The following is a 26122-nucleotide window of genomic DNA, read 5'->3' as shown; positions in this document are numbered from 1 at the left end:
GGAACGCCCCGGCCTTACACCGCACCAGCACCTCGGGCCGGCAACCGGCCGACGACCACAGTTCCGTCCAGTTCATCCGACCGCACGGTGCGTGTGGTGAACCCGGCCGCCTCAAGGATCCGGGATGTGCCGGCTGCCTGCCGCGTGCTGGTTTCGATCAGCAGATGGCCACCGGGCGCCAGCCAGCGGACGCACCCCGCGGCAACCCGCCGGTGGAAGTCCAGGCCATCAGGGCCGCCGTCGAGCGAGGCAAAAGGTTCGTGAAGGCGGGCTTCGGCCGGCATCAGGCGAATTGCCTGCGTCGGGACGTACGGAGCATTGACCGCGAGCACCCGGACCCGGCCGAGCAGCGCGGGCGGGAGGGCTGCGAATAGGTCACCCGCATGCACATGGCCGCCCAAGGGTTCCAGGTTCCGGCGGGCACATACAACGGCAGCAGGATCGATGTCCGCTGCATGCAGCTCCACCTGAGGGGCGCGCCGGAGGATGGCCGTTCCCACGGCCCCGGAGCCGCAGCAGAGATCCACCACCACCGGATGCGCCGGGGGTGCTATGTCCGGTGGCAGGGCCAAGGCCTCGGCCAACAAGGCCAGGCCCTCGCTGACCAGCAGTTCCGTGCGTCGCCGGGGCACGAAGACCCCGGGCCCCACCACAATGCGCCCGCCGGCAAACCCAGCCCATCCCAGGATGTGCTCCAAGGGGACGCCTTCCACCCGCTGCCGGACATTTCGCGAAAGTTCCTCCGGGCCGGCACCTTCGGCGAGCAGGAGCCGGGCCTCGTCTTCGGCGAAGACACAGCCGGCAGACCGAAGCCGGGAGACGATCTGGTGGAAGCCCAGCGGCAGCGACTGGCCGTGAACAGCGCGGGAACCGGGAGGCTGAACGCCGCCCTCCGGGCAGCCCTCGGGCGCCTCCACTCCGGTCAGGCCCGGGTCTCCGGAGAGCACAGGGTGCGGACAACCGACACCAATCCAGCCATCACTGCGCCCTCCTCCCTTTTGCCGCCGCCGAAAATCCCATGCTAATCGGCGGCCCGGGCTACGGGAACAGGAGCAAAGCATTGGCAGGATGGGACCATGACCAACGGCCCGGCCAACAACAAGGCCTTCAGCAGCAACGCAGCCAGCAACATCCTGTGGATCGGCACGTATACCCCCGACGGTGGCGGCCGCGCGGACGGCATCGGCGCGGCCCGCGAGCACTCGGACGGCAGCTTGGAATGGCTGGGCACGGCCGTCGAGGCACAATCTCCATCGTTCGTTGCCGTACACCCAGCCCTGCCGGTGGTGTACGCGGCGGCCGAGCAGCGCAGCAAAATCCAGGCATACCGCCGGCACGGCGAAGCCGCTTTGGAGCCCTTCGGGGAACCGCGGCCTGCGGGCGAGGCCACCTGCCATGTTGCCGTTGACCCGCGCGGCCGCTTTGTCACTGCCGCCTGCTGGGGCGACGGGCAGGTGCTCCTCTACGAGCTGGACTCCGACGGCGGCATGACCCGGCGGTTCCCCGCCGCACCGTCGGTTGATCCGCACGCCGCCCTCTCACCCGGAAGCCCCCGGCAAAGCCGCGCCCACGCCAGCCTGATGCTGCACGACGGCCGCATCATGACCACCGACCTGGGCCACGACACCCTCCGCATCTGGACCTATGAGGCAGGCGCCGGACTGGTGGCGGACCACGAGGTCACCCTCCCTTACGGCAGCGGCCCGCGGCACCTGGCGCAGCACCCGAACGGGAACGTCTTCATAGTTTCGGAGTACTCCGTGGAAGTGTTCGTGGTCCGCCCCGGTGCCGGCACCTACGAGCTGGTATTCCGCGGACCTGCGACGGCGGGCGGGAGCCAGCCAGGCGACTCCGCCGCCGAGATCTGCCTGGGCCCGGAAGGGAACTTCGCCTATGCCGGCGTACGCGGCTCCAACCTCATCAGCGTCCTGGAGGTTGCCGGGAACGGCACCGAGCTCATCCCCGTCGAGGACTTTGCCAGCGGTGGGAACTGGCCGCGGCACCACCTGGTCCGCGGGAACTGGCTCCACGTGGCGAACGAACGGTCGGACAACATCGCCACCTTTGAGCTGGATCCCGTGACCGGCCTCCCCGGACCGGTCCTGCACAACGTACACGCAGCATCACCCACCGCCCTGGTGGCGGCCGGATAGCGCTGCTTCCCCGCCGAACCTCCAAGAAGGGCCCTTCCCCAAACACTGGAGTAATTCAGTGCAAGCGCTTACAGTTGTGACTCGGTTCACAAGGCAGCATGCTGTCCTTCGAACCCTCCTGCCGCATCCCCATGTCAACGGCAAGCCTGTACAGCAGCGCTGCTTCCCAGGAAGGTCTCACCCTTGGTACTCCGCACCCCTCCCGGCGCTCCCCCACGCGCCCAACAGCCGGCACGTCCAGCCGGAACACAGCACATCCCAGCAACCGGGCCAATGCGTAAACGCGTTGCAGCCCGGTCCGCGGCCGGCCTTCTCGCCGCCGCCGTCGCCGTCTCCGCGGCGGTCCTCCCGGCCCAGGCCGCCCCCAACGGTCCAGGTTCCAAGGACCCCGGCAGCAGGAACCAGGGCTCTTCAGCAACACTGCATTCGCTCCGCGGTCCCGTGACCGATGAAAACTTCTACTTCGTCATGGCGGACCGCTTCAGCAACGGTAGCACCGCCAACGACCAGGGCGGCCTGGGGCCCGACCCCATGGTCTCCGGCTTCGATCCCACGAAAAAGGGCTTCTACAACGGCGGGGACCTGGCCGGACTGCGCAGCAAGATCGACTACATCCAGGGCCTGGGCACCACGTCCATCTGGCTGACCCCCAGCTTCAAGAACAAGGCCGTCCAGCCTGAGGACAAGTCGGCCGGCTACCACGGCTACTGGGTAACAGACTTCACCCAGATCGATCCGCACCTTGGCACTAATGACGAACTCAAAGGGCTCATTGACGAGGCCCATGCCCGCGGCATGAAGGTGTACTTCGACATCATCACCAACCACACCGCGGACGTCATCGGCTACCAGGAAGGCGACCGCAAGGGCTACGTGTCCAAGGACGCCGTCCCCTACAAGACGGCCTCCGGCGAAGCATTCGACGACCGGGACTATGCCGGCACCGGAAGCTTCCCCAAGCTGGACGCGAACACCTCCTTCCCCTACAAGCCAGTCCTGGCCCCCGGAGAAGAGAACCTGAAGGTTCCGGCCTGGCTGAACGATCCCACGCTCTACCACAACCGCGGCGACACCACCTTCACCGGCGAGGACTCCATGTACGGGGACTTCTACGGCCTGGATGACCTCTTTACCGAAAACCCCAAAGTGGTCCACGGCATGGAGGACATCTACAAGTCCTGGATCGGCGACTTCGGCGTGGACGGGTTCCGCATCGACACCATGAAGCACGTCAACAACGAGTTCTGGCAGGAATTCGGCCCCAATGTCCTGAGCTACGCCAAGGAACACGGCAAGGACGACTTCTTCATGTTCGGCGAGGTCTTCGACACCAGCAAGAGCTTCACCTCGCAGTTCACCACCCGCAACAAGATGCAGGCCGTCCTGGATTTCCCGTTCCAGGATGCGGCCCGCAACTTCGCGTCCAAGAGCCAGGACGCCAGGGCCCTGCAGACTTTCTTCGCCGGCGATGACTGGTACACCGACGCCGACTCCAACGTCTACGAGCTGCCCACATTCCTGGGCAACCACGACATGGGCCGGATCGGCAGCTTCATTGCCCAGGACAACCCGGCTGCCGGCGATGCCGAGAAGGTGGCCCGTGACGAGCTGGCCCACGAGCTGATGTACTTCTCCCGCGGCAACCCGGTGGTCTACTACGGCGACGAGCAGGGCTTCACCGGCCCCGGCGGCGACCAGGACGCCCGCCAGACGCTCTTCGCCAGCAAGGTGCCGGAGTACCTTGACGATGACCTGCTGGGCACCGATGCCACGCACGCCACGGACAACTTCAACCCGGGCCACCCCCTGTACGCCAAGATCAAGGAGCTGGCCGCCCTAACCAAGGAGCACCCGGCACTGCGGAACGGCGCCCACCAGCACCGCTACGCCTCGGACGGCCCCGGCATCTACGCCTTCTCCCGCACGGACGCCCAGGACCAGCGCGAATACGTGGTGGCCCTGAACAACAGCGCCCAGGCGCAGACAGCCTCGATCCCCACCTACATCGCCAAGCGCAGCTACACGCGGATCTACGGCGAAGCGGCCGACGAAGCCAAGACCTCGGGGGACGCCAAGCTGACGGTCACCGTGCCGCCGCTTTCCGCCGTCGTCTACGAATCCTCCGGCCGGATCCCGCACTCACAGGCCGCACCCGCCGTCGCCCTCCAGCAGCCGGTCACCGCCCCAGGCGACAACGGGCGCATCAACGTCACAGCCGACGTCGGCGGTGCTTCGTTCAATGAGGTCACCTTCGAAGCACGGACGGCAGGCGGCCCATGGCAGCCGATCGGCACGGACGACACCGCCCCCTACCAGGTGTTCCACGACGTCGCGGCCCTGGACGCCGGCACGCCCCTGGAGTACCGCGCCACCGTGCTTGATAACGGCGGCCATACCGCCACCAGCCAGAGCCGCCAGGCAAGCGTCCCCGCACCCGTCCTGACCCTGCAGAAACCCGCCGAAGGCACCAGCGTGGAGGGAAAGGTTGAACTTAGCGCCACTGCCGATCCCGAGAAGGCCAGCAACGTGGTCTCCTTCGAGCGCAGCGTGAACGGCGGGGAGTGGACGGCGGTCGGCAAGGATGAATCGTCGCCCGTGTACTCGGCAACTGATGATGTCTCCACGCTGGCCGACGGCACGAAGGTCCAGTACCGGGCCGCCATGGCCGGCACAGGCTTCAGCGTCACCAGCGGCACTAGGACCGTCACCGTGGGCCAGGCCCCGCAGCCCGATTTCGTCACGGTGGCCGGATCACTGAACCAGGCCATGGGCTGCACGGCGCAGTGGGACCCCACCTGCCCGCAGGCAAAGATGGTCCTGGACCCGGCGGACCGCATCTGGCGGCTGACCGCCGACCTGCCGGCCGGGAAGTACGAATACAAGGCAGCGATCAACGGCGGCTGGGATGAAAACTACGGCGCCGATGGCCAGCTCAATGGCCAGAACATCGTGCTGGACCACCCGGGCGGAGCTGTCACCTTCCGTTACGACAACAGCACGCACCTGCTCAGCGCCGTCTACGCGTCCCAGCAGCCGTCCGCCGTAGCAGCAGCCGGAAGCATGGACAGTGAACTGGACTGCGCCACCGACTGGGAGCCGGCCTGCCAGCAGGCGCAGCTGGTCCTGGACCCGGCAGACCTCGTCTGGAAGCTCACCGTGCCGGACCTGCCGGCAGGGAGCTACGAGTTCAAGGCGGCCCTGAATAAGTCGTGGGACGTCAGTTACGGGGCCGGCGGCGCAACGCCCGGGGCCAACATCGTGTTTGAGCACGACGGCGGCCCCGTCACCTTCCGGTATGACCACTTCACGCATGTGATCACCGCAGGCTAGGCCAACGGAACAAGAACCACGGCCCCGCCGCTTGGGAAAGCGGCGGGGCCGTGGTTCTTAAGCAGCTCTTCAGGATCCGTGCAGGGAACCCTCCACAGCGGCGAGCAGCGCGTTGAACCGCTTGTTGCCGGGAAGGTCATCCAGGTAGACAGGCCTGCCGTCAGGCCCGCCCAGCGGAACCTGCCAGTTGGGGTACAGGGCTTCCGTGGTGCCGGGCTGGTTCTGGAGCCGCCGCTCCCCCACCGCGTCCACCAACGCCACGCCCAGCAACACCGACGGCGACTGGGCCAGCAGCAGGTGCAGCGCCTCGATGGTGTGCTCCTCCGCCGACTGCTGGCCGGGCCCGGCGGCCGTCGCCTCGGACAGGTAACCGCGTTCGCGCAGCAGGGCGAACATCTTCTCCAGCGAGGCGTTGTGCCCGGCCCGCTCTTCCTCTTCGGAGCGCTCCAGCAGCCCGAGCCGGCTCCGCAGCCCCACGTGGTCGCCGGCAAGGTAGCCGGCCGTGGGCGGAAGGTCGTGGGTGTTCACGCTGGCGAGCGCCTGCGTACGGTACTTCTCCGGCGCAAGGGGCGAATCGCCGTCGTACTCGAACCACAGGATGGACGTGCCCAGGATGCCGCGGGCCGCGAGGTAGTCGCGCACCCAGGGCTCGAAGGTGCCCAGGTCCTCGCCGATCACCACGGCACCGGCGCGGTGCGCCTCAAGTGCCAGGATGCCGATCAGGGCCTCGTGGTCGTACCGGACGTAGGCACCGTCCCCCGGCGCATTCCCCATGGGGATCCACCACAGCCGGAACAGGCCCAGGATGTGGTCCACGCGGATGCCGCCGGCGTGCCGCAGCACGTTGGCCAGCATGTTGCGGAACGGTTCGTAGCCGGCTTCGGCCAGGCGGGCGGGATGCCATGGCGGCTGGCCCCAGTCCTGGCCCTGCTGGTTGTACATGTCCGGCGGCGCACCCACGCTGGTGTTGGAGGCGAGTACTCCGCCCAGGGTCCACGAGTCGGCACTGTTGTGGTCCACGCCGACTGCGAGGTCGTGCACCACTCCCAGCCGCATGCCGGAGCGGAGCGCCGCCTGCTGCGCGTTTTCCAGCTGCTCGTCGCAGATCCACTGCAGCCAGCGGTGGAACCCGATCCGGTCCGCCAGCTTCTCCCGAAGCCCTTCCGCCTCGGGGGTTCCGATGGCGCACGCCGGATCCGCCCAGAGGGGGTCGCCGGGGGCCAGGTCCTCGCGGATGGCGGACCAGAGCGCGAAATCGTCCAGGCCGGTGCCGGAGATGCGGCAGAACTCGTCGAACGCGGCCTGCCGGGCGGGTGACCGTCGGGTGTGGTACAGCATCTCCAGTGCCTGCAGCTTGGCCGCGTAGACGGCGTCCCGGTCCAGCCGGGCACCGTCCCGGTTCAGGCCTGCTACTTCCTCATGCAGCTTCTCCAGGGCCGCGCGTTTCCGCGGCCGCAGGTACGCCAGCTCCGGGATGGCCTCGATCCGGATGTAGAGGGGATTGAAGAACCGGCGGGTGGACGGCGAGTATGGCGAGGGCTGGATAGGCGGGACGGGCTCGGCGGCGTGCAGCGGGTTGACCAGCACGTAGTCGGCACCGCGCGCACCGCTGATGGCCGCCAGGTCCGCCAGGTCCGCAAAGTCGCCGATGCCCCATGACCGTTTGGACCGGACCGAATAAAGCTGCGTGGCCAGCCCCCAGCCGCGGCGGTCCTCAAGGGGTTTGGCCGTTTCCAGCCGGGCCGGCGTGACCACCAGCGCGGCAGTGGCCGTGGCACCTTCCGACTCCGCGTGCAGGGTGTGCCACCCCAAAGGCAGGTCCCCAGGAAGGGAGAACGTGGCACGTCCGGTGGAAACACCGTCCACCTCCCGGGGCTGGATCCAGATGTCCTGCTGGAGCGCTTCCAGCGATCCGGTTCTCCCTTCAAGGGCGATGGTGAGGCTCGCGGTGGCACCGTCCCGCACGTGGACCGGAACCTGCGCCGGTTCGCCCTTCTTGATGACGACGGCGGCCGGCAGCATACGCCGCCACGGCGCCAGTTCCACCTCGGCCAGGGCGGCCTCAATCTGCTCGTTGGTGTGCGCCTCCACCCCCAGCGCGGCCAGCACTTTGATCAGCGTGGCCTCGGCAACGGAGTGTGGCAGGCCGTCCCAGCCCTGAAAGGATGTGCCCACGCCGTGCGCGTCGGCCAGCTGCTGCAGCAGGTGCGGATCCACCCGCCCGGGGGTTGGAGGGTCCTCCGGCGTCATTGGCCGTGCTGCGTGCTGCTGGTCTGCTGCCGTCATGGGTGTCCGCCTCGTCTGTGATGGTCCCGGAACTTACAGTGCTGCCTGTCGTGCCGGGCGCTCACACCCCCGTGCACAACCGTTGGTTCAGATTATTGCAGGGCGGCGCAGAGGCGAAACTTGCGCACGACCACAGGCGGCCCGGGAAGTGGAGCCGGGCCGGCTACGGGTCGAAGTGCGTGCTGACCGCGCCGTCGCTGACGCGTCCGAGGACCTCCGCGGCGAGGTCCCGCAACTTCTGGTTCCGGTGGCTGGATGCCTTGGTGAGCAAAGCCATTGCCTCCCCCTGGCTGCACCGGTTCTGCGCCATGATCACCCCGCAGGCGAGGTCGATCGTGGTGCGGTTGGCCATGGCCGCCTTCAGGTCATCAGCCAGGTTCTGGGCATCGGCGATCCGCAGCGCCAGCCTCAGGGCCCTGCCGGCAAGGTCGGCGAACCCCTCCGCCGTGCGGATGACGTTGGGGGCAAAGACGTCGGCTTCCGCGGCAAAGAAGTTCAGCGCGGCGGCCTGGTTGGCGTCCAGCCCCAAGGGAACACCCAGCACGCTGCGGCAGCCGTTGTCAGCCAGCACCTTCTGGTATTCAGGCCACCGGGTATCGGTCTCAACGTCGGACAGGATCATAGGCTGCATCGCCTCGAGGGAGGCAATGCATGGCCCTTCCCCGAGGACTTGTTCCAGCTTGTCCAGCACCGCGGCCCGTTCGCTGCTGCCGGCAATGGTGGCGTTGCGCTTGCGGCGGCGGAGGGTAACCCCGCATTCGATGAAGACATCCGCGGCATTGCTGAGCGTTGACGCGGCAACCGTGGACAACTCGGTCAGGAAGTCCGCAACATTGGTGCTGCCGATGATGAGGTCGTGCAACTGGACGAACTGGTCATCGTTATTGAGGGTGCCCATGCCTCAATATAAGCGCTGTTTCCGGCTGCTTGGGCGCCATAAAACGTCATCCCCGGCGCTCCGGTTACTCCGTGCGACGAAAAGAGAAGGACTGCAACGGAAATCTGCGCCGGCCTGCCGGATCTGTGTAGCGTCGTGACGATCCAGGGCACGGCAACTGAGTGGAGGAGACCGGAGATGAGCCTGAGCGAACTGCGGGTGTTTGGACGGTCGGGAACCCCCATCAGTCCCCTCACCCTGGGGACCATGAACTTTGGCGAGGGGACCGGGAGCGGCCAGGGCGCCCCCACCGGCGCGGACGAGAGCATCCGGATCATCCATGCGGCGCTGGACGCCGGGATCACCGCGGTGGATACCGCCGACGTCTACTCGCAGGGCGAATCGGAGCAGGTGGTGGGCCGTGCGCTGCGGGGCCGCCGGGATGACGTCTTCCTGGCCACCAAGTTCCACGGCCAGATGAGCCCAAATCCCGCCCACTCCGGCAACTCGCGTCGCTGGATCACCCAGGCAGTGGAGGGCAGCCTCCGCCGGCTCCAGACCGACCGGATCGATCTCTACCAGGCGCACAGGCCGGACTACAACACCGACGTCCTGGAAACCATCACCACCCTGAACGACCTGATCCGCCAGGGCAAGATCCTGTACTACGGGACCTCGGTGTTCACGCCGGCACAGCTCGTGGAAGCACAATGGCTGGCCACCACCAACCACCTGATCCCGCCCCTGGGCAACCAGGTTCCGTATTCCATGCTGGTCCGCGGCAATGAGCGGGACGTACTGCCCATTGCCCAGCAGTACGGCCTGGGCGTCCTCGCGTACGGGCCCCTGGCGGGCGGCTGGCTTTCCGGCAGCTTCGTCCTGGAATCCGGCAAGCCGCCCACACGGGTGCACACCCTTCCCGGCCGGTACGACATGTCCGGGCCCGCCAGCGAGCGCAAGCTGCTGGCCAAGGATTCGCTGGCCCGCCTGGCGGACAAGCTGGAGCTGTCCCTGGTGGACCTGGCTGTGGGGTTTGCGCTGACGCACCCGGCCATCAGCAGCGTGATCATCGGTCCGCGGAGCGCGGAACACCTCCAGGCGTACCTGCGCGCGGCCGACGTCCAACTGGGAGAGACGGTACTGGACGCCATCGACGACCTGGTGCCCCCGGGCACCAACTTCGTGGAGCGGGACGCGGGCGCCATCGTGCCGTCCATCGAGTTCGCGGAATTACGACGCCGGTAGCCGGCTTCCCGGAGCCAAGCGCCCAGCAGCGGCGCCGGACAGGCGGGAGGCACCTGCCTATGATGGCCGGGATGGAAACGCTGTTCACGATCGGCCACGGCACCGCTTCCCAGGAGGACTTCACAGCGCTGCTGCAGACCGCCGGGGTGACCTCCCTGGTGGATGTCCGGATCGGCCCGGGCAGCCGCAAGTATCCGCATTTCGGCAAGGACCGCCTGGCGGTGTGGCTTCCGGAAGCGGGGATCGACTACCGGTGGGAGAAACGGCTGGGCGGCTTCCGCAAACTGTTCCCGGACTCCCCGGACACGGCCCTCCGCAATGACTCGTTCCGCGCCTACGCAGGGTACATGCGCAGTGATGACTTCCTGTCCGCAGCCGCAGAACTGGCGGCCGGGTCGCAGGCGGAAACCACCGCGATCATGTGCAGTGAAACCCTCTGGTGGCGGTGCCACCGCCGCCTCATTGCCGACCACTGCGTGCTGCTGGCCGGCCTGCCCGTTGAACACCTCATGCCGCCCGGCAAGGCGGTTCCGCACGTGCCCACCCATGGAGTCCGGGTGGTGGGCGGTGAGCTGCGCTACGACGTCCCTGCGTGAGCGCAGGCCCGGGGCAGCTGAAAACTATTGACTAAGTGGTAGAAGGCTCCTACGGTTTGATACCGAAACCGCCTCCCAGGGAAGCAGGGGCCCGCCATGCCAATGTCCGACGAGGAGCGACGCCTGCTCAAGGAGCTGGAAATGGGGCTGATCGTGGATGATCCCCACTTGGCCATGGAACTGCTCTCAGGCTATCCGGCACGCCGTTTTCCTGCAGGCCTGTTCCCGGGAATGGCGGCGGCCCTGGTCGGCGTGGTGCTCATCCTCGCCGGCGCCGTGATCCCGGCGCCGGGTGCGGTGGTGCTAGGGATTTTGCTGCTGGGGCTGGGGGCCTGCCTGTTGCTGGGGCCCACGGTACTGGCCCGGACCGCCCGGCGGCAGCACACCGGCTGATTCTGCCGCCGGCTGTCCTGCTGCACGCGGCTGCGCCGCTGGAACTGCTGCCGGGCGGGGGCGCGGCGTCAGGATGAACAGGCTGGCCAGGACGACGGCGGCGCCAAGCCACCCGGGTGCCGGGAGCCGTTCGCCCACCACCAGCACGGCCAGGACAGCAGCCACCACAGTTTCCAGCAGGGAGATGCTGGTGGCCGTGCTCGCCCCCACCCGGGCCAGGCCACAGCCGAACAGCAGGTACCCGGCAAACATGGGGACCACAGCCATGTAGGCAGCAACACCGACGTTGCCCCAGGACTCCAGCAGCGGGCCGCCCGTCACCGCGAGGACAGGCATCAGGAGGAGTCCGCCCAGCCCGAAAATGGTGCCCATGGCGGCCCTGGGAGTAATACCGTGACCTGTCAGGCGGTGCGCCGCCCAGGAGTACAGGGCGTAGGCGGTGCCGGCCAGCAGGCCAAGGAGGATTCCCGCCGTCGAACCCCATTCCGTGGCCGCTGCAGCAGCAGCGGGTGCGGCAGCGGCTGAAGCGGGCCCTGCCGGCGTATGCCCGGCGAAGGAGAGCAGCGCGGCGCCGCCGACGCCCAGCAGTGCCCCGAGGATCCATCGCCGGCTCAGCGGTTTCCTGTCCGCGAAGCGTTCAACCAGGGCTGCCGCCACGGGCGCGGACCCGATCGAGACGACCGTTCCCACTGCCACGCCCGAGAGGTGCATGGAGCTGTAGAAGGCCAGCGGGTAGGTGGCCACGGCCAAGGCTCCGAGCGTCAGGGGCCGCCATTGTCCGGGCAGGCTGCGCGCTTGGACGGTGATGTGCCGTGCGGCGAAGAGGGCCTGCAGCAGGCCGCCCAGTCCCATGGCCGCGGCTCCGATGGCCAACGGGCTCACGCCGGGGGCGAAGGTGGCCGCAGTCCCGGTGGTGCCCCACAGGACGGAGGCTGCGACCACGGACATCGCACCCCAGAGCTGGGCTTTGGGGTGGTGCCCGACGTTCACAGGGCGTCCAGCAGGTGCCCGGCAATACTCCTGGCTTCCTGCAGCGGACCGTCATCGCCTTCCAGCCCGGCCCTGGCCATGGCGCCCTCGAGCAGGAACGCCAGGTGTGCCGCGGTTGCGGGGGCAAGCTCTTCCCGTCCCGGCAACAACCCCGCCACATGCCCGGCCAGGAGTTCCTGGACCTGCTCCTTGTGGCGGCGGACGGCGTCCCTGCCGGGATCACCGGCGGGCAGTTCCGCCGCGGCGTTGAGCAGCCCGCAGCCCCGGAAGCCGTGCTGATAGGCGAAGTGGGCGTGGTCCAGGTAGGCATCGAAGACCGCAAGGACCTGGTCCCGCGGCGTTTCCGCCGTTTCGAGCCGCCGGCGGTACAGGCCGAGCCATTCGCCGTGCCTGGCCTCCAGGTAAGCGGCCACCAGGTCCGCCTTGGAACTGAAGTTGTTGTAGAGGCTCTTCTTGGCCACTCCGGCCTCGGCCGTAATGGTGTCGATCCCGGTGGCTGCCACGCCGTTGGCGTAGAAAAGCCGCGCGGCGGCTTCCAGCAACAGTTCGCGGGCCGGGCGGCGCGCAGGGGCGGGCCGGCCCTGGGTTGGGAGGCCTGATGCAGCCACGGGTTCCTCCTCGCATCGGTAGTAGGTAGAACAGTCTACCTACCACTGAGGTGCGCAGGAAAACCCTAAGCGACCCGGGCAGTCTCCATTGGGGGTACGGCCCGGGTGTTCGCCTGCGTTGCGCCCGCCCCAAGCTGCCGGGCCACCGCTTCCACCAGGACGTCGAGGGGCTGCGTGATGTCCGCCAGGACGCGGGCCTCGTCCGTTTCCAGGCCCTCCAGTGCGGCGAACTGTGACTCCAGCAGCGCGCGCGGCATGAATTCGTGGGCCCGCGCCTCCATCCGCGCTCCAATGGTTTCCACCGTGCCGGCGAGGTGGATGAAGACCAGGTCCGGCGCGTAGCTGCGCAGCAGGTCGCGGTACCGGCGCTTGAGCGCGGAGCAGGCGACAATCGGCGGCACTGTTGGGCCGCCGTCGGGCGCTTCTCCGTGCAACCCGGCCGCTGCTGGGGGCACCTCGTTCCGTCCCGCAAGCAGGCCGCCCAGGACGGCGAGCCACGGTTCCCGGTCGCCGTCGGTCAGCGGAATGCCGGCGCCCATCTTTTCCTTGTTGGCGGCGGGGTGGAAGTCGTCGCCGTCGAGGAACGGCTTGCCGAGGCGGCCGCCCAGGAGGGCGCCGACGGTGGACTTGCCGCAGCCGGAGACTCCCATCACCACCAGCGGAGGCAGGTGTCCGCTCATTGGGCGTGCCCCGCGTCGCCGAAGGAGAGGAGCACCTTGCCGGAGCTGGTGGAGTCCTTGGCCACCTCGAAGGCGTGGAGGGCGTCTGCCAGCGGGAATTCGTGCGTGATGACGGGCTCGATGTGCAGGGATCCGTCGGCGAGGGCGGCGATCACGTCATCGATTTCGTCGTTGAAGCGGAACGAGCCGAGCAGCTGCAGTTCGCGGGTGATCGCCAGCGAGATGGGCACCGGCTGCATGCCGGTGGGCAGCAGGCCAACCATCACCACGGTGCCGCCGCGCACCGCGCCGCGGATGGCCGAGGCCAGCCCGTGGTGGTTGCCGGAGGATTCGATCACGACGTCGGCCTCGACGGCGGCGATGGCTTCGGTGTCCGCGGCGTTGATGACCTGGTCGGCGCCCACGGCCGTGGCGATTTCCAGCGGTTTGGGGTGGAGGTCGACGGCGGTGATGTGCGCTGCGCCGGCGCGCTTGAGGACCGCGACGGCGAGGGCTCCGATGGGGCCGGATCCGATGACCAGGGCGGTTTTGCCACTGACGTCCCCGGCCTTGGACACGGCGTGCCAGGCGACGGATGCGGGTTCGATCAGCGCGGCGGTGCGCAGGTCGATGCTGTCCGGGAGCGGGCGGAGCATCCGGACAGGCAGCGTGACGTAGCGGCTGAAGGCGCCGTCCTTGTGCGGGTAGCGGGCGGCGCTGCCCAGGTAGGTGCAGCCAGGGGAAAGGTTGGGCCGGTCCGCCGGATAGCGCGCGGCGCCTGGACCGGGCGTTGCGGGGTGGACGGCGACGGCGGTTCCCGGCTGCGGCCCGGAGCCATCCGCCGCCGGCCGCACCACCGTGCCGGAGATTTCGTGGCCCAGGACCAGCGGCGCCTTGAGGATGGACTCCCCCGCCGCGCCGTGCAGCCAGTAGTGCAGGTCGGAGCCGCAGATGCCGCCGTAGAGGACCTCGACCACCGCTTCGTCGGGTGCGGGCTGCGGCAGCGGGACCTCGTCGATGCGCAGGTCGCCGGCGGCGTGGGCCACCAATGCCGGGCCGGTGGCGGGGAATTCTTCTGTGATTGCAGCCATCAGACCACCACCGTCATTCCGCCATCGATGAAGATGGTCTGTCCGTTGACGAAGTTGGAGCCGTCCGAGGCCAGCCACACGACGGGACCGGCCAGGTCCTCCACGGTGCCCCAGCGGTGGGCCGGCGTCCGGCCGAGGATCCAGGAATTGAACTCCTCGTCATCCACCAGGCTCTGGGTCATTTCGGTGTGGATGTAGCCGGGCGCCACGGCATTGATCTGCAGCCCGGAGGCCGCCCATTCGGCCGTCATGGCGCGGGTGAGGTTCCGCAGCCCACCCTTCGCCGCGATGTACGGGGCGATGGTGGGCCTGGCGAGGTCGGTCTGGACAGAGCAGATGTTGATGATCTTGCCGCGGCCCCGGGTGATCATGTGGCGCGCTGCCTCGCGGCCCACCAGGAAGGCGCTGGTGAGGTCCGTGGAGAGGACGCGTTCCCAGTCCGCCACGTCCAGGTCGAGCATGGGGACGCGGTGCTGGATGCCGGCGTTGTTCACCAGGATTTCCAGCGGGCCCACGTTGTCCTCGATCCAGCGGATGCTGCGGGCGGCGGCATCGTCATCGGTGACGTCGAAGGCCACGCTGTGGATCCGGCCGGGCGGGAAATCTGCCGCCATGGCCGCTTCGGCGTCCTTGAGCCGCCCGGGGTTGACGCCGTTCAGCACTACTGTTGCTCCGGCGTCGGCCAGCGCCTTGGCAAGGGCGGAACCGATGCCCCTGCTCGAACCGGTGACCAGGGCTACGCGCCCCGTGAGATCGAAAAGCCCTGTCATGTCCTGGTTACTTCCTCTTCATTGTTAAATTTGCGCCGCTGCCTGCATCGGATCCCGGCGGCCTCAGAGCGGGCCCTGCTGGAAAGGTCCCTGCTGCACCAGGTTCGCCGGGGCCTGGCCAGCGGCCAGTGCCTGGAGCTGCTGCTTCAGGAGTTTGAGGATCCGGGGCTCAAAGGCCGAGGCGTTGCCGCCCACGTGCGGGGTGATGAGGGCGTTCTCCGCGGACCACAGCGGATGGCCGGCGGGAAGCGGCTCGGGATCGACCACGTCGATGGCGCACTGGAGGCGGCCGGAGACCACTTCGTGGGTCAGGGCCTCGGTGCTGATGACGGCGCCGCGGCCTACGTTTACCACCAGGGCGCCGTCGGGCAGGGCGGCCAGGACGTCCCGGCCCACCAGGTGGTGGGTGTTCTCGTTCAGGGGCAGGACGGAGACCAGGACGTCGTGGTCCGCAGCGAGGGCCGGCAGTTCGTCCGGGCCGTGGACCTGCCCGTCGGCGTCCGTGCGGGCCGTGCTTCCCACCCTGGTGATGGTGACCTCGAAGGGTTCGAGGCGGCGGGCCAGTTCCTTGCCGATCCCGCCGATGCCCAGCAGCAGGACCTTGCGGTCGGCCAGTGACTGGCGGCGCTGCGGCTTCCAGCTTTCAACCTGCTGGTCCTTGACGGCCTGGTCGATGCCGCGCAGCTTGGCGAGGATGAGGCCAACGGCCAGCTCCGCGGTGGCAGCTGCATGGACGCCCGAGGCGTTTGCCACCGCGGCGCCCGGACCGGCGGCCTCGCAGACGCCGTCGTACCCCGTTGACTGCGTCTGCACGAACTTAAGGTCCGGGACCTTACCCAGGGAACCCAGCACGGCCCCGGCATTGAGGTAGGGCAGGATCACGCCGTCGATGCTGCCCAGGTCCCCGCCGGGGGCTTCCTTCATGTCCCAGACCACGCCGCGGAGGCTGCCGGGAAGCGGGGAGAGATCGGCCAGGAGCTGGGGATCGGGGAAGCTGACGGTGTGCACGTGCTGCATTGGGTGGGGACCTATCGGTTGGTGGTGGGTGGGGGTGTTTAGGTGGTGGGTTCGCGGCGGTCGAAGATCAGGCCGCCCGGGACCTGGAACGTAGGCATGAGTTCAAGCATGCCAACATTCACGTGGCGTGGCGTCTCAATGGCGTAATCAAGGGCGTTGACGATGTCGTCGGTGGTCAGCGATTCGTAGCCCTCGTAGTACGTCTTCCATGCTTCTTCCATGGCTTCGGGGCTGCCGCCCATGTTGCGGCCGAAGATTTCGGTTTCCACGCGGCCGGGGCAGATTTCGGTGACGCGGATGCGCTTGCCCACGGTGTCGTTGCGGAGCTGGCGGGAGATCTGGTGCACGGCGGCCTTGGTGGCGTGGTACACGGTGTGGCCGTAGAAGTTGTAGATGCCGGCGATCGAGCTGATGTTCACCACATGGCCCAGGTCCCGCTCCACCATTCCGGGCAGCACCAGCCGGGTGAGCTGCAGCAGCCCGCGGAGGTTCACGTCCACCAGCTCGTCGATGTCCTGCTCGGAGGAATCCAGGATGTTGCCGGGCCGGGACACGCCGGCACAGTTCACCAGGACGTCCACCTTGAGGTCGCGGACGACGGCGGCAAGCGCGGCAGTGTCGGTCAGGTCCACCACGTGCGGGACTGCTCCCGTGCGGTCGGCCAGTTCAGCGAGGCGTTCCTCGTTGCGGGCCACCGCGTGGACGGTGAGGCCGCGCTTGGCCAGCCGTTCGGCGATGGCGGCGCCCATGCCGGTGGAGGCTCCGGTGACGAGCGCTGTGGTGTAGTCGGAAAAAGGCATTTAGTACTCCAGAAAGTGGGAAGGGACGGGCTCTTGCGTCCGGCAATGGGTGGACGCCCTGGCGCCCGGTTGGCGGGGGTCAGGGATGGCTTAGCGGTTTGTGGTGCGGTCCTGGGCGGCGGGAAGGGCGTTCATGATGTTCAGGCTCCTGACGCTGGGCTGAGTTCGTACCAGCGCTGTCCGGCGCCGATCCCGAGGAGTCCGAAGACTGTGGTGATGGTGTTCCGTAGCCTGTCCAGTTCCAGGCAGGCTGTGCGGTGCATGGCTGTTGCTTCAGCCACGGTTGTCTTTCTGAAGGTGACCGTGTGTCCAGGCCTGGACTGTGCCAGGACATCCAGGGAGCGGCTCGTGACCACTCCCAGGACCGGATAGCCCGCCGTGACGCCGCGTCCCCGGTGCAGGACCAGCAGTTCGTCCCGGGACGGAACCTCGATGGCCCCCACCGGGACACCGCGGGAGAGGACCTCGGAGGTGAGCTGGCGTTCGGGCAAGGCGCCGCCGAGCCGGAGTCCGATGTGGTTGCTTCGGGGGCTTACGAGGTACTGCGTGGTGAAAAGCAGGTCTGCGGTGTCGCCGAATTCGGCCACGTCCGGCCCGTCGGTGACATCGATGACCGGGTGGGTGGTGAATTCCGGCTTCGCCAGTCCCAGCCGGAACAGGGGCAGCCCCAAGTGTGGCTGGGTGATGGGCGCGGTGGTCTCTTGCGTTGCGATCCGGGTGCCCTCAACAAGTTTCAGTCCGAAGCCCACCACTGTGTCCGGTGCGCAACTGCCCAGCAGCGTGGGGACGGTGAAGGATCCGCGGACGGCGATGTATGCCCGGAGACCGGTGCGGATTCCGCGGACCGTCACTGTTTCCCCGGCCCGGACGGAGACGGGCTCCCACTGGGGGCAGTCGCGGCCGCCCACCGTGAGATCCAGGGGCGCGCCGGTCACGGCGATCAGCAGGTCCGTGGTGGCGCGCATCCGGAAGTCCAGTGCGGTGAGTTCCAGCAGCGGATCGTTGTCACCATTGCCGGCCAGGATGTTCGCGGCCTTGGCCGAAAACTGGTCCAGGGCCCCGTTGACGGGAAGTCCGAATGCAGGGCCCTTCGTCCGGCCGAGGTCGGTGACCACTGAGTGGCCGGGCTGCAGGATGATCAGTGAACCGGTCATGGCCGTGCCTCCAGGAACTGCCCTGCGAAGTTTCCGAAGTCCTCGGCGGGAATGCGGTAGAAGCGCAGTTCGTCGCCTGGGACGTACGGCACCAGGGGTTCGCGTGCCGCGTCCAGGACCGTCAGGGGGGTTTGGCCGATGACGCACCAGCCACCCGGTGCCACGGCGGGCGCGATCACTGCCTGGCGTCCGGCCACGGATACGGCGCCGGCGGGAACGGACAGCCGCGGGTCCTTGAGCCTGGGGACGGGGACCGGGAAGTCCGGCCCGTCCATCATCGGAGAACCTGCCGGCGCTCCGAGGCAGCGGATGACGTAGGTCTTGGCCGTGTGCCGGGCGATGACGTCCTCAACGTCCAGGCCTTGGTGATCCGCCACGCGGTCCAGGTCTGGCCCGTAGTCGCCGCCGTACACCACGGGGACCTCGAAGCGGCGCGGCCCGCGCAGGGCGGCTCCGGTGAATTCAAGCTGGCGCATGCCCAGGAGCACGAACGCCCGGACCTGCCGTGCGGACGTGAGGTAGGGGTCGAATTCGACCAGGACGGAGTCGTAGGTGGGAACGGCGCCATAAATGCCTTCGACGCCGGCGGCCGCCAGCCAGCCGGCCAGGGCGTGGACCGTGGCCCAGTTGGTTTCCGCGTCACCGGACCGTGCCACCACGCGCAGGGCGGCGTCGCCTGACTCGTAGATGTCCAGCCTTGCCTGGCTGGTGGTCGTTGTGGCGGCCATGGTCAGGAAACCTTTTGCCTTGCCGAGAGGACCTCTGCCAGCGGGGCGATGGTGACGCCTGCGGCGATCAGTTCGCTGCGGATCAGGCGGGCAAGTTCGACGGCGCCGGGGTTGTCGCCGTGGAGCAGCACCGTGTCTGCCTGGATGGCGATGTCCCTGCCGGAGGCAGTCTCGATGAGGCCTTCGGTGACCATCCGTACGGTGCGCCGGACAATGACGGAGGGGTCGTGGATCACGGCGCCGGGCTCGCTGCGCGGCACCAGCGTGCCGTCATCCTGGTAGGCGCGGTCCGCGATGCCAACGATGGCCACCCGCAGGCCGCGCTCTATCGCGGCGGTGGCGAGTTCACCGTCCTGCGCCAGGATGATCAGCTTCGGGTCTACCCGGGCGACGGCATCCGCTACGGCTCCGGCATAGTCCGCCCGAGTGGCCACCAGGTTGCCCAGGCGGCCGTGCGGTGCCAGGTGGGAGACGGAACCGCCGTGGTAGGCGGCAAACGCCGACAGGGCTCCCAGCTGGTAGATGACGTCGGTGCGGACTTCGTCAGCCGTGAGGTCCATGGCCCGGCGGCCGAAGCCGCGGAGATCCGGGAAGCTCGGATGCGCCCCGATGCCGACTCCCGTCCTGACGCATTCAGCCACGGTGGCGTCCATGATGTCAGGGTCCCCGGCGTGGAAGCCGCAGGCGACGTTGGCACTGGACACGATTTCCAGCAGGGCTTTGTCGTCACCGATCGAGTAGGCGCCAAAACCTTCACCAAGATCTGCTACGAGATCGACTGTGGGCATTACGGGCCTTCCTCTGCTGTACTGCGGGTGTAAATCAGTGTGGCACCGGGATAGAAGCCACACAAAGACGAATGCGGTATCACGCTATAGGGAACAGTTATGACCTTGGCCGGCGCTATTTGCGGCCCAAAGAATGTACGGGTCCTTGTTTCGTGACTATAAGAATGGCGCTTCCAATAAACCGTTTCCCTACTTATGCGAAAAACATATGCCACCATCAAAATCGGCAATGGCTGGGGCGGGGATAGAATGTTCTGGACATTGGAAAGTCATCTGCAATTAACCTATGCCCGAGACCCGGATCACACAAAGACGTAATGCCTGTCCCGCCATAGCGCCAACGTATGACCCCGCATGCTGCACCGTCCCCGGCTGGAAAAGAGGAGCGCTATGGACACCCGGAAGCTGGCGTACTTCGTGAAGATCGTCGACTCAGGAAGCATCACCAAGGCGGCCGCCGCCCTCCACGTGGCCCAGCCGGCGCTGAGCCAGCAGGTGTCGGCCCTGGAAACGGAGCTGAAGCAGCGGCTCCTGATCCGCAGCAAGCAGGGTGTGGAGCCCACGGCGGCCGGCCATACCCTGTACCGGCACGCGCAGACCATCCTGCGGCTCGTGGACCAGGCCCGGATCGATGTGGCAGCTTCAGGGGCGGCGCCTTCCGGCCGCGTCTCCATAGCAATCGCCCCCTACAGCATGGCGTCCAGCTTGACCCCGCGGATTATCAGTGAGGTGGGGCGGCGCTACCCCGACATCGTGCTGCACCTGACCGAGATATACGGCGGCGTGCTCAGTGAGGCCATCAAGAACGGGCGGCTGGACATGGCACTCATCTACGAGCCGGGGCCAATTCGCGGGGTGCAGTTCACCACGCTCATCGTCGAGGACCTGTACCTGATCGTGAACTCCCGGCGGGAGCTCCCGGTAGCGGCGGACGCGGACACGATCACCCTGGACGAGGTGGCTGACGTCGGGCTCTTCCTGCCGGAACAGATCCATACGCTGCGGCAGGTGGTTCAGGCGGGCATCGACAGCAGGGGCCTGAAGTTGAAGCTGGTGGGCGAGGTGGAATCGGTCCCCTCCCTCACCCGGCTGCTCCGTACGGACCTCGGAGCCACTATCCTGCCCAAGTCCGCTGCGGACGCGCTGTTCCACGAGGAGGACTTCCGGGTGCTGCGGATCGTCGAACCCGCGCTGCAGTGCAGGATCGCACTCTGCACTCCTGACCACGAGCCCTTGTCCGAAGCCGCTTCTGCCGTACTGCTGGTACTGAAGGAAATGCTGCAGGAAATCCTCCGGAGCAAATATTCCGCGCTCCCCGCCACAAAGCTCCCGGCATCATAAGCGCGCCTTATCAGGCCACTCTGCTTTAGTCTTATTCAGGTAATTCCGCAGGTCCTAGGATAAAAGCCATAAAGGTTTGCCAAAGGCGCAACCGCGGCAATTAATTTCCCTGGAGCCCAGCCATGAAAAAGATCACCAGCGTGCAGTACCGGAAATCAGCTGAAAGAAGGATCCAGCTCAAAGCCGGCACCGGTTCCCACTGCCCCACCAACGGCTTCTGGCGTCCAGAGGACGCGCCCGCCGCGGAACCGGTCTTCGTGTTCGAGGGAAGCATGATGCCGCCCGGAAAACGCGGCTCCACTATGTGGTACCTGGACGACGCCCAGGTGGGACCGCCCGCCCACCTGCTGCCCGGCATGAACTGACACCCACCACATCATCGAGTGCTCCGTAACTGCCGTTTAGGTCGCCCAAAACGGCAGTTACGGAGCACTCGTTGCTTGAAATACGGTCCGGAACAAGGAGAGCCCGGAGTTCCGAAAGGAACCCCGGGCCTCTGTGGTTAAACCCCATCGGAGCTACAGGGCCGGCTCCAGTTCGGCGTCCTCCACCAGCAGGCCCTTGGCCTTGAGCACATCGGTCAGCTTGCACAGCTCGATAGTGGTGCCACCTTCCTTGTAGCGGCGGATGAGGTCGTCCTCGGCGTCCACGCGTGCCTGCGACAGCTTGATGACCTCCTCGATCTCATCCTTGCGGACCACCACCACGCCGTCGGCGTCACCCAGCAGGACGTCGCCCGGGTACACAATCTCGTCGCCGAAGACCAAGGGATGGTTGATGGGGCCGATGGTTTCCTTGACGGTCCCCTTGATGCAGACGCTGCCGGAGAACACGGGCAGGCCGAGTTCAATCAGGTCCTTGGTGTCGCGGACACCGGAATCGGTGACCATACCAGCCAGGCCTTTCGCCTTCATGGCGTTGCCCAGCACGTCGCCAAACGTCCCGGCTTCCTCGTACTCACCGGCGGCCACCAGCACGACGTCGCCCTTCTGGGCGTAATGGATGGCCACCTGGAGCATCAGATTGTCCCGCGGTGCACAGACCACGGTGACGGCGGGGCCGCAGAAGGACATGCTGCGGTCGATCGGCTTGATCTTCGAGCTCAGGGCGCCTTTGCGGCCCTGTGCTTCGTGCACGGTAGCGGAGGAGAACTTGGAAAGCCGCTGCACGGCGTCTTCGGAAGGCCGGTCGAATTTCGTCTTGACGTGGATCATGTGGTGCTCCTGTTGTTTGGAAAGTGTGGGCAAAGGAGTGGTTGGGTCAGGCCAGGGCCGTGACGGCCTTTTCGATGGCAGCGATGGATTCCTCGATCACCGGCAGCCCGGTGGCATAGGAAATCCGGAAGTAGGGGCTCAGTCCGTACGCCGAACCCTGGATGACGGCAACAGAGGCCGCCTCCAGCAGGTACAGCGTGAAGTCCTCGTCGTTGGTGATCGGCCTGCCGTCGGGCGTCGTCTTGCCGATGACCCCGGCGCAGTTGACGTACGCGTAAAAGGCGCCGTCCGGCGTCGCGCATTCCAGGCCTTTGACCGCGTTCAGCCCGGAGACTGCCGCATCGCGCCGTTCGCGGTACACCTCGACGCTCTCGCGGACGAATGCCTGGTCTCCGGTGAGAGCCGCGGCGGCAGCTGCCTGGCTGATGGAAGACGGGCACGAGGACATTTGGGACTGCAGCTTGTTGATGGCAGCCACCAGGGGCGCCGGTCCGCCGGCGTAACCAAGCCGCCATCCGGTCATCGCGTAGGCCTTGGAGACCCCGTTGGTGACCAGCACACGGTCCTTCAACTCAGGGGCAACGGCCACGAGACTGGTGATGGGCTCATTGCCGAAGTGGATCTCGTCGTAGATCTCATCAGTGAGGACGTAAATGGCAGGGTGGTCCTCGAGGACGGCGGCCAGGCCTGCCAGTTCCTCGCGGGAGTACACCGCTCCTGTGGGGTTGGAGGGCGTGTTGAGGATGACCCACTTGGTGCGCTCCGTCAGTGCCCCTGCCAGTACCTCAGGGGTGAGTTTGAAACCGGTGTCCCCACCACAGGAAACGACGACGGGGGTGCCTTCGTTGGCGAGCACCATGTCCGGGTAGGAGACCCAGTACGGGGCGGGAATGACAACCTCGTCGCCGGCATCGAGTGTGGCCATGAACGCGGTGAAGATGACCTGCTTCCCGCCCCCTCCGATGGTGATCTCGCCGGGCCCGTACTGCTGGCCGGTTTTGCGATGCAGCGTCTGCAGGATGGCCTCTTGCAGTTCGGGCGTCCCGGTGACCGATGTGTACTTGGTTTCACCACGGCCGATGGCTGCGATGGCAGCGTCCTTGATGTGCTGGGGCGTGTCGAAATCCGGCTCGCCGACCGTCAGGTCCAGGATCCGGCGGCCCTCGGCCTTGAGCTCCCGGACACGGGCCGCCGCGGCAACGCTGGGTGAGGATTTGATACGGGTTACGCGTGATGCGGGCACGAATTCAGGCATGGTTTCTTCCAGGCTTCCGGTACGGATGAGGGTGGTTCAATCGAGCCTAGGGAAGGAGCCGCCCTCTTGGATAAGACCTAAAGTGCGTGGACAGATAAGCAGCCCTTATGACAGGACCAGCCAGAACTTTCGCCTATCGCTCCACGCATTTTCGGTATTGCCTTACCGGCTTGCCGGCCGCGTAACCTGCAGGGTGGATAACGGGCCCGACGACGGCCAGCGCCGGCCCCCGCGACACTTTTCCGGGCCGGCGGCCCGAACCGCGGGAGAGGTACGCCTGCCCGCGGGAGGTACGCCTGCCCGCGGGAGGTACGCCTGCCGGCGGGAAGCCGCGAAAGCATGGCAACACCAACGAAAGACAAGGAGCAGGGGTGCCCGGCAGCGAGATTCAGGAACGGATGCCTCCGCGTACAGCCGGCACCGGGACGGGCGGCACCGCCGTGGCAGCGTACCGGTACCGGGGCGTCCCGAAGCCGGACCCCGCCACGGCCCGCGCCCAACAAGCCCTGGCCATGCTGGCCCAGCTGCGGACCACCCTCGCCCTTCGGTCCAGCAGGGTACGTGCCCTCACGGCCGAACTCGGTGACTGCCTTGCCCAAGCCGTGTGCGATGGCGTGAAGGTTGCCGCCGTCGCAAAGGCCGCGGGCCAGCCTGCCGCCAGTATCCGGTCCGCCACGCTGGCACGCGGCGAACTGTACCCGTCCGGCCAAACCCGAAGCGGGCATCTTCACCTGATTGCGGGCTTGGCTTCGGAGCTGGCGGCAGCCGAAGGCGCCCGGAGTGATGCGGAAGAACAACGAACGCAGGTACTGGCCCTGGCCAGGAAATCCCGGCTCCTTGACGACTACCAACTTGCCGGGGCATGCGGCCTGAAGTCCGACGAAATCCGCAAGATGACCAGGGGCGTCGGCTTGCGCGTGGCTCAGCCCAGTAATCGTCCCGCCTGATCCCCTGCCGGCGGCCTTACGCTTTGCCACCCCCGTTCCAAGGCGAGCTTCCTGTTGTCCCAGGTCCCCGGTTCTTCTACTCCAAGCCATAACAAATCGCTATGTAGGTACATAAAAGCGGACTTTGTGTGACCCACACCGCAAACGTTAACTTGATGTTTGAGGCCGGTCCGCAAAGCCGTAAACACGATTTGCGAGAGAGCTCACAGCAGGACCAACAGGACATTCCACTCAAGATCTCTTTCCGAGAGCCCAGGTTTAGCGGCAACCGGTGTTTACCCATCACCCACGGAGACGAAATGACAGAAACAACCCTTCCCAGGAAGACCCCGGTCAAGGCCGCAATCGCGGCCTGGATCGGCACGACGTTGGAGTACTACGACTTCGCGGTGTATGGCACCTCGTCGGCGTTGGTTCTGAACGTGCTCTTCTTTTCACCCGAGCTGCCCCAGGGCCTCAGCGTGCTGCTCGCCATGATCACGTTCGCGGTCGGCTACGCGGTACGCCCCCTCGGCTCCCTCATCCTGGGGCCGCTGGGCGATCGTCGCGGCCGCAAGTTCGTCATGATGATCACGCTGTTCGGCATCGGTGGCTGCACCTTCCTCATCGGATGCCTGCCCACGTACGCGCAAATCGGTCCTCTGGCCCCGATCCTGCTCGTGCTGATCCGCGTCATCCAGGGACTGTGCCTTTCGGGCGAGCAGCCCAGTGCCATCACCATGAGCCTGGAGCATGCTTCCGAAGGCCGGCGCGGATTCCTCGCGAGCTTCACCACGTTGGGTTCCTCCTCCGGCACGCTGCTCACCCTGCTGGTCTTCATCCCGATCGCCGCCATGCCCTCGGAGCAGTTGCTGAGCTGGGGCTGGCGGCTGCCCTTCTGGGCCTCTGCCATCGTGGTCGTCGCCGCTTACCTGATCCGCCGCCATGTCCAGGAACCGCCCGAGTTCGTAAAGGCCCAGGCCGCCAACGTGAACGTTGCTCCTCTCCGGCATCTGCTCCGCTTCCACTGGCGTGCGGTGCTGCGGATCGTGTTCTGTGCCCTCATCGCAGGCACCAGCTACATGATGCAGACCTTCTCGGTCGCATTCGGGACCGCCGGGTACAAGCTGGATAAGCCAACCATGCTCCTGACCACCACCGTCTCGGCCGTGATCGCCCTCGGAGTTACGCCCCTGGCAGGATTCCTTGTGGACAAGATCGGCCGCAAAACGATGTTCCTTATCGCAACGGGCGGCGTAGGCATCACCATGGTGCCCTACCTGTGGTCAATCACGACCGGAAACTGGTCGCTGATCTTCCTGTTTGGCATCATCAACTACTCCCTCTTCTACTCAATGGTGAACGCGTCCTGGCCGTCGTTCTTCGCGGAGATGTTCCCCGGCCGGCTGCGCGTCTCCGGGCTCGCCCTTGGCACCCAGGTCGGCTTCGCCATCTCGGGCGTCATCGGCCCCGTACTCTCGACAGCACTCGCCGGCCCCGACCTGAAGGATTGGGTCGGACCGTCCATGGTCGCGCTCGGGTTCATGGTCCTGGCAGGAATCTCGGCCCTCACCGCGAAGGAGACCAAAAAGTACACCCTCAAGGAACTCGACGAGGTGCAGCAGAGCGAGCGGGAAACGTCCGTCCTCACGGCCGCGGCCATGTCCCCCAGCACAGCTGCCCGCGGCCTCGCTGGCTAGCCCGAAAGCGGGATGACGGGATATCTCCCTTGAGATGATCACGAACTCGCGGCACGTCCCACAACGTTGATGACGTTGTGGACAAGTGAAGACCTCTTAGTGGCGGCACCAACAGCCAACCACTAAGAGGTCTTCCTGTCGCCAGGGCCGCTCCGGCTGGCTGCGGCACGCCAACCAAAACTTCAACGGCGGCGGACACCG

24 protein-coding genes are annotated in these 26122 nt (G+C 66.9%); 9 read left to right on the top strand and 15 right to left on the bottom strand.

The features are described from left to right. Window positions 1-14: 14 nt before the first annotated feature. Window positions 15-824: a putative protein N(5)-glutamine methyltransferase gene (locus ACFVTD_RS14750; protein WP_387564397.1), complete on the bottom strand. Its 810-nt coding sequence runs from the start codon at window positions 822-824 to the stop codon at window positions 15-17. A 252-nt stretch (window positions 825-1076) separates the two neighbouring features. On the opposite strand from ACFVTD_RS14750, the gene ACFVTD_RS14745 reads away from it, so the two are divergent. Next, window positions 1077-2153 (top strand): lactonase family protein, encoded by a 1077-nt coding sequence (locus ACFVTD_RS14745; protein WP_387564305.1) that lies wholly within the window; start codon window positions 1077-1079, stop codon window positions 2151-2153. 273 nt (window positions 2154-2426) lie between these two features. Continuing rightward, complete coding sequence (locus ACFVTD_RS14740) at window positions 2427-5483, top strand: alpha-amylase family glycosyl hydrolase (RefSeq protein ID WP_387564303.1); 3057 nt, start codon at window positions 2427-2429, stop codon at window positions 5481-5483. 69 nt (window positions 5484-5552) lie between these two features. On the opposite strand, the gene malQ is transcribed toward ACFVTD_RS14740, so the two are convergent. Both malQ and ACFVTD_RS14730 read right to left on the bottom strand, forming a co-directional pair. Next, window positions 5553-7769, bottom strand: coding sequence for a 4-alpha-glucanotransferase (malQ, locus tag ACFVTD_RS14735; protein WP_387564301.1), 2217 nt, complete (start codon window positions 7767-7769; stop codon window positions 5553-5555). Between the two features lie 163 nt (window positions 7770-7932). Beyond that, window positions 7933-8667: a GAF and ANTAR domain-containing protein gene (locus ACFVTD_RS14730; protein ID WP_387564299.1), complete on the bottom strand. Its 735-nt coding sequence runs from the start codon at window positions 8665-8667 to the stop codon at window positions 7933-7935. A gap of 177 nt (window positions 8668-8844) precedes the next feature. Here ACFVTD_RS14730 and ACFVTD_RS14725 point away from each other — a divergent pair, with 177 nt between their 5' ends. The 3 genes from ACFVTD_RS14725 (at window position 8845) to ACFVTD_RS14715 (ending at window position 10880) form a co-directional block, all read left to right on the top strand. Further along, window positions 8845-9891 carry an aldo/keto reductase gene (locus ACFVTD_RS14725; protein WP_387564297.1) on the top strand — a complete coding sequence of 349 codons (1047 nt, stop codon included), beginning with the start codon at window positions 8845-8847 and terminating at the stop codon, window positions 9889-9891. Window positions 9892-9962: 71 nt separating this feature from the next. Next, entirely contained in the window at window positions 9963-10487 is a 525-nt protein-coding gene (locus ACFVTD_RS14720; RefSeq protein ID WP_387564295.1) for a DUF488 family protein, read from the top strand. A 96-nt stretch (window positions 10488-10583) separates the two neighbouring features. Next, window positions 10584-10880 carry a DUF3040 domain-containing protein gene (locus ACFVTD_RS14715; RefSeq protein ID WP_387564293.1) on the top strand — a complete coding sequence of 99 codons (297 nt, stop codon included), beginning with the start codon at window positions 10584-10586 and terminating at the stop codon, window positions 10878-10880. Here the strand turns inward: ACFVTD_RS14715 and ACFVTD_RS14710 are convergent. The 10 genes from ACFVTD_RS14710 to ACFVTD_RS14665 form a co-directional block, all read right to left on the bottom strand. After that, the gene (locus ACFVTD_RS14710; RefSeq protein ID WP_387564395.1) at window positions 10791-11828 is read right to left on the bottom strand and encodes a DMT family transporter; all 1038 of its coding nucleotides are present in this window, start codon (window positions 11826-11828) and stop codon (window positions 10791-10793) included. The genes ACFVTD_RS14715 and ACFVTD_RS14710 overlap by 90 nt on opposite strands. A 38-nt stretch (window positions 11829-11866) precedes the next feature. Continuing rightward, entirely contained in the window at window positions 11867-12478 is a 612-nt protein-coding gene (locus tag ACFVTD_RS14705; protein WP_387564291.1) for a TetR/AcrR family transcriptional regulator, read from the bottom strand. 65 nt (window positions 12479-12543) lie between these two features. Next, complete coding sequence (locus ACFVTD_RS14700; protein ID WP_387564289.1) at window positions 12544-13158, bottom strand: gluconokinase; 615 nt, start codon at window positions 13156-13158, stop codon at window positions 12544-12546. Beyond that, the gene (locus ACFVTD_RS14695; RefSeq protein WP_387564287.1) at window positions 13155-14228 is read right to left on the bottom strand and encodes an L-idonate 5-dehydrogenase; all 1074 of its coding nucleotides are present in this window, start codon (window positions 14226-14228) and stop codon (window positions 13155-13157) included. The genes ACFVTD_RS14700 and ACFVTD_RS14695 overlap by 4 nt, the downstream gene beginning before the upstream one ends. Continuing rightward, window positions 14228-14998 carry an SDR family oxidoreductase gene (locus ACFVTD_RS14690; RefSeq protein WP_387564285.1) on the bottom strand — a complete coding sequence of 257 codons (771 nt, stop codon included), beginning with the start codon at window positions 14996-14998 and terminating at the stop codon, window positions 14228-14230. The genes ACFVTD_RS14695 and ACFVTD_RS14690 overlap by 1 nt, the downstream gene beginning before the upstream one ends. A gap of 63 nt (window positions 14999-15061) precedes the next feature. After that, window positions 15062-16015 (bottom strand): 2-hydroxyacid dehydrogenase, encoded by a 954-nt coding sequence (locus tag ACFVTD_RS14685; protein WP_387564283.1) that lies wholly within the window; start codon window positions 16013-16015, stop codon window positions 15062-15064. A gap of 38 nt (window positions 16016-16053) precedes the next feature. Further along, window positions 16054-16815 (bottom strand): SDR family oxidoreductase, encoded by a 762-nt coding sequence (locus ACFVTD_RS14680; RefSeq protein ID WP_387564281.1) that lies wholly within the window; start codon window positions 16813-16815, stop codon window positions 16054-16056. A 140-nt stretch (window positions 16816-16955) separates the two neighbouring features. Next, window positions 16956-17969 carry a biotin-dependent carboxyltransferase family protein gene (locus tag ACFVTD_RS14675; RefSeq protein WP_387564279.1) on the bottom strand — a complete coding sequence of 338 codons (1014 nt, stop codon included), beginning with the start codon at window positions 17967-17969 and terminating at the stop codon, window positions 16956-16958. Further along, window positions 17966-18697 carry an allophanate hydrolase subunit 1 gene (locus ACFVTD_RS14670; RefSeq protein ID WP_387564277.1) on the bottom strand — a complete coding sequence of 244 codons (732 nt, stop codon included), beginning with the start codon at window positions 18695-18697 and terminating at the stop codon, window positions 17966-17968. The genes ACFVTD_RS14675 and ACFVTD_RS14670 overlap by 4 nt, the downstream gene beginning before the upstream one ends. Before the next feature lie 2 nt (window positions 18698-18699). Then, window positions 18700-19485 carry a LamB/YcsF family protein gene (locus tag ACFVTD_RS14665; RefSeq protein WP_387564275.1) on the bottom strand — a complete coding sequence of 262 codons (786 nt, stop codon included), beginning with the start codon at window positions 19483-19485 and terminating at the stop codon, window positions 18700-18702. Window positions 19486-19875: 390 nt separating this feature from the next. On the opposite strand from ACFVTD_RS14665, the gene nac reads away from it, so the two are divergent. Together nac and ACFVTD_RS14655 are read left to right on the top strand one after the other, a co-directional pair. Further along, window positions 19876-20826 (top strand): nitrogen assimilation transcriptional regulator NAC, encoded by a 951-nt coding sequence (nac, locus tag ACFVTD_RS14660; RefSeq protein WP_387564273.1) that lies wholly within the window; start codon window positions 19876-19878, stop codon window positions 20824-20826. A 122-nt stretch (window positions 20827-20948) separates the two neighbouring features. Beyond that, on the top strand, window positions 20949-21191 hold the full coding sequence (locus tag ACFVTD_RS14655) for a hypothetical protein (protein ID WP_387564271.1): 243 nt from the start codon (window positions 20949-20951) through the stop codon (window positions 21189-21191). A 153-nt stretch (window positions 21192-21344) separates the two neighbouring features. On the opposite strand, the gene ACFVTD_RS14650 is transcribed toward ACFVTD_RS14655, so the two are convergent. Both ACFVTD_RS14650 and ACFVTD_RS14645 read right to left on the bottom strand, forming a co-directional pair. Then, the gene (locus tag ACFVTD_RS14650) at window positions 21345-22040 is read right to left on the bottom strand and encodes a 4-carboxy-4-hydroxy-2-oxoadipate aldolase/oxaloacetate decarboxylase (RefSeq protein ID WP_306863596.1); all 696 of its coding nucleotides are present in this window, start codon (window positions 22038-22040) and stop codon (window positions 21345-21347) included. Between the two features lie 46 nt (window positions 22041-22086). Continuing rightward, the gene (locus tag ACFVTD_RS14645; RefSeq protein ID WP_387564269.1) at window positions 22087-23295 is read right to left on the bottom strand and encodes an aspartate transaminase; all 1209 of its coding nucleotides are present in this window, start codon (window positions 23293-23295) and stop codon (window positions 22087-22089) included. 398 nt (window positions 23296-23693) lie between these two features. On the opposite strand from ACFVTD_RS14645, the gene ACFVTD_RS14640 reads away from it, so the two are divergent. Both ACFVTD_RS14640 and ACFVTD_RS14635 read left to right on the top strand, forming a co-directional pair. Continuing rightward, the gene (locus ACFVTD_RS14640; RefSeq protein ID WP_387564267.1) at window positions 23694-24242 is read left to right on the top strand and encodes a hypothetical protein; all 549 of its coding nucleotides are present in this window, start codon (window positions 23694-23696) and stop codon (window positions 24240-24242) included. Between the two features lie 299 nt (window positions 24243-24541). After that, window positions 24542-25921 (top strand): MFS transporter, encoded by a 1380-nt coding sequence (locus tag ACFVTD_RS14635; RefSeq protein ID WP_387564265.1) that lies wholly within the window; start codon window positions 24542-24544, stop codon window positions 25919-25921. The last annotated feature ends 201 nt before the right edge of the window (window positions 25922-26122 follow it).

The sequence above is a fragment of the Pseudarthrobacter sp. NPDC058119 genome (assembly GCF_042884655.1).
Taxonomy (GTDB): domain Bacteria; phylum Actinomycetota; class Actinomycetes; order Actinomycetales; family Micrococcaceae; genus Arthrobacter.
The sequence above is the reverse complement of the archived record's forward strand: the minus strand, read 5'-3'. Positions and strand labels throughout refer to the sequence as shown.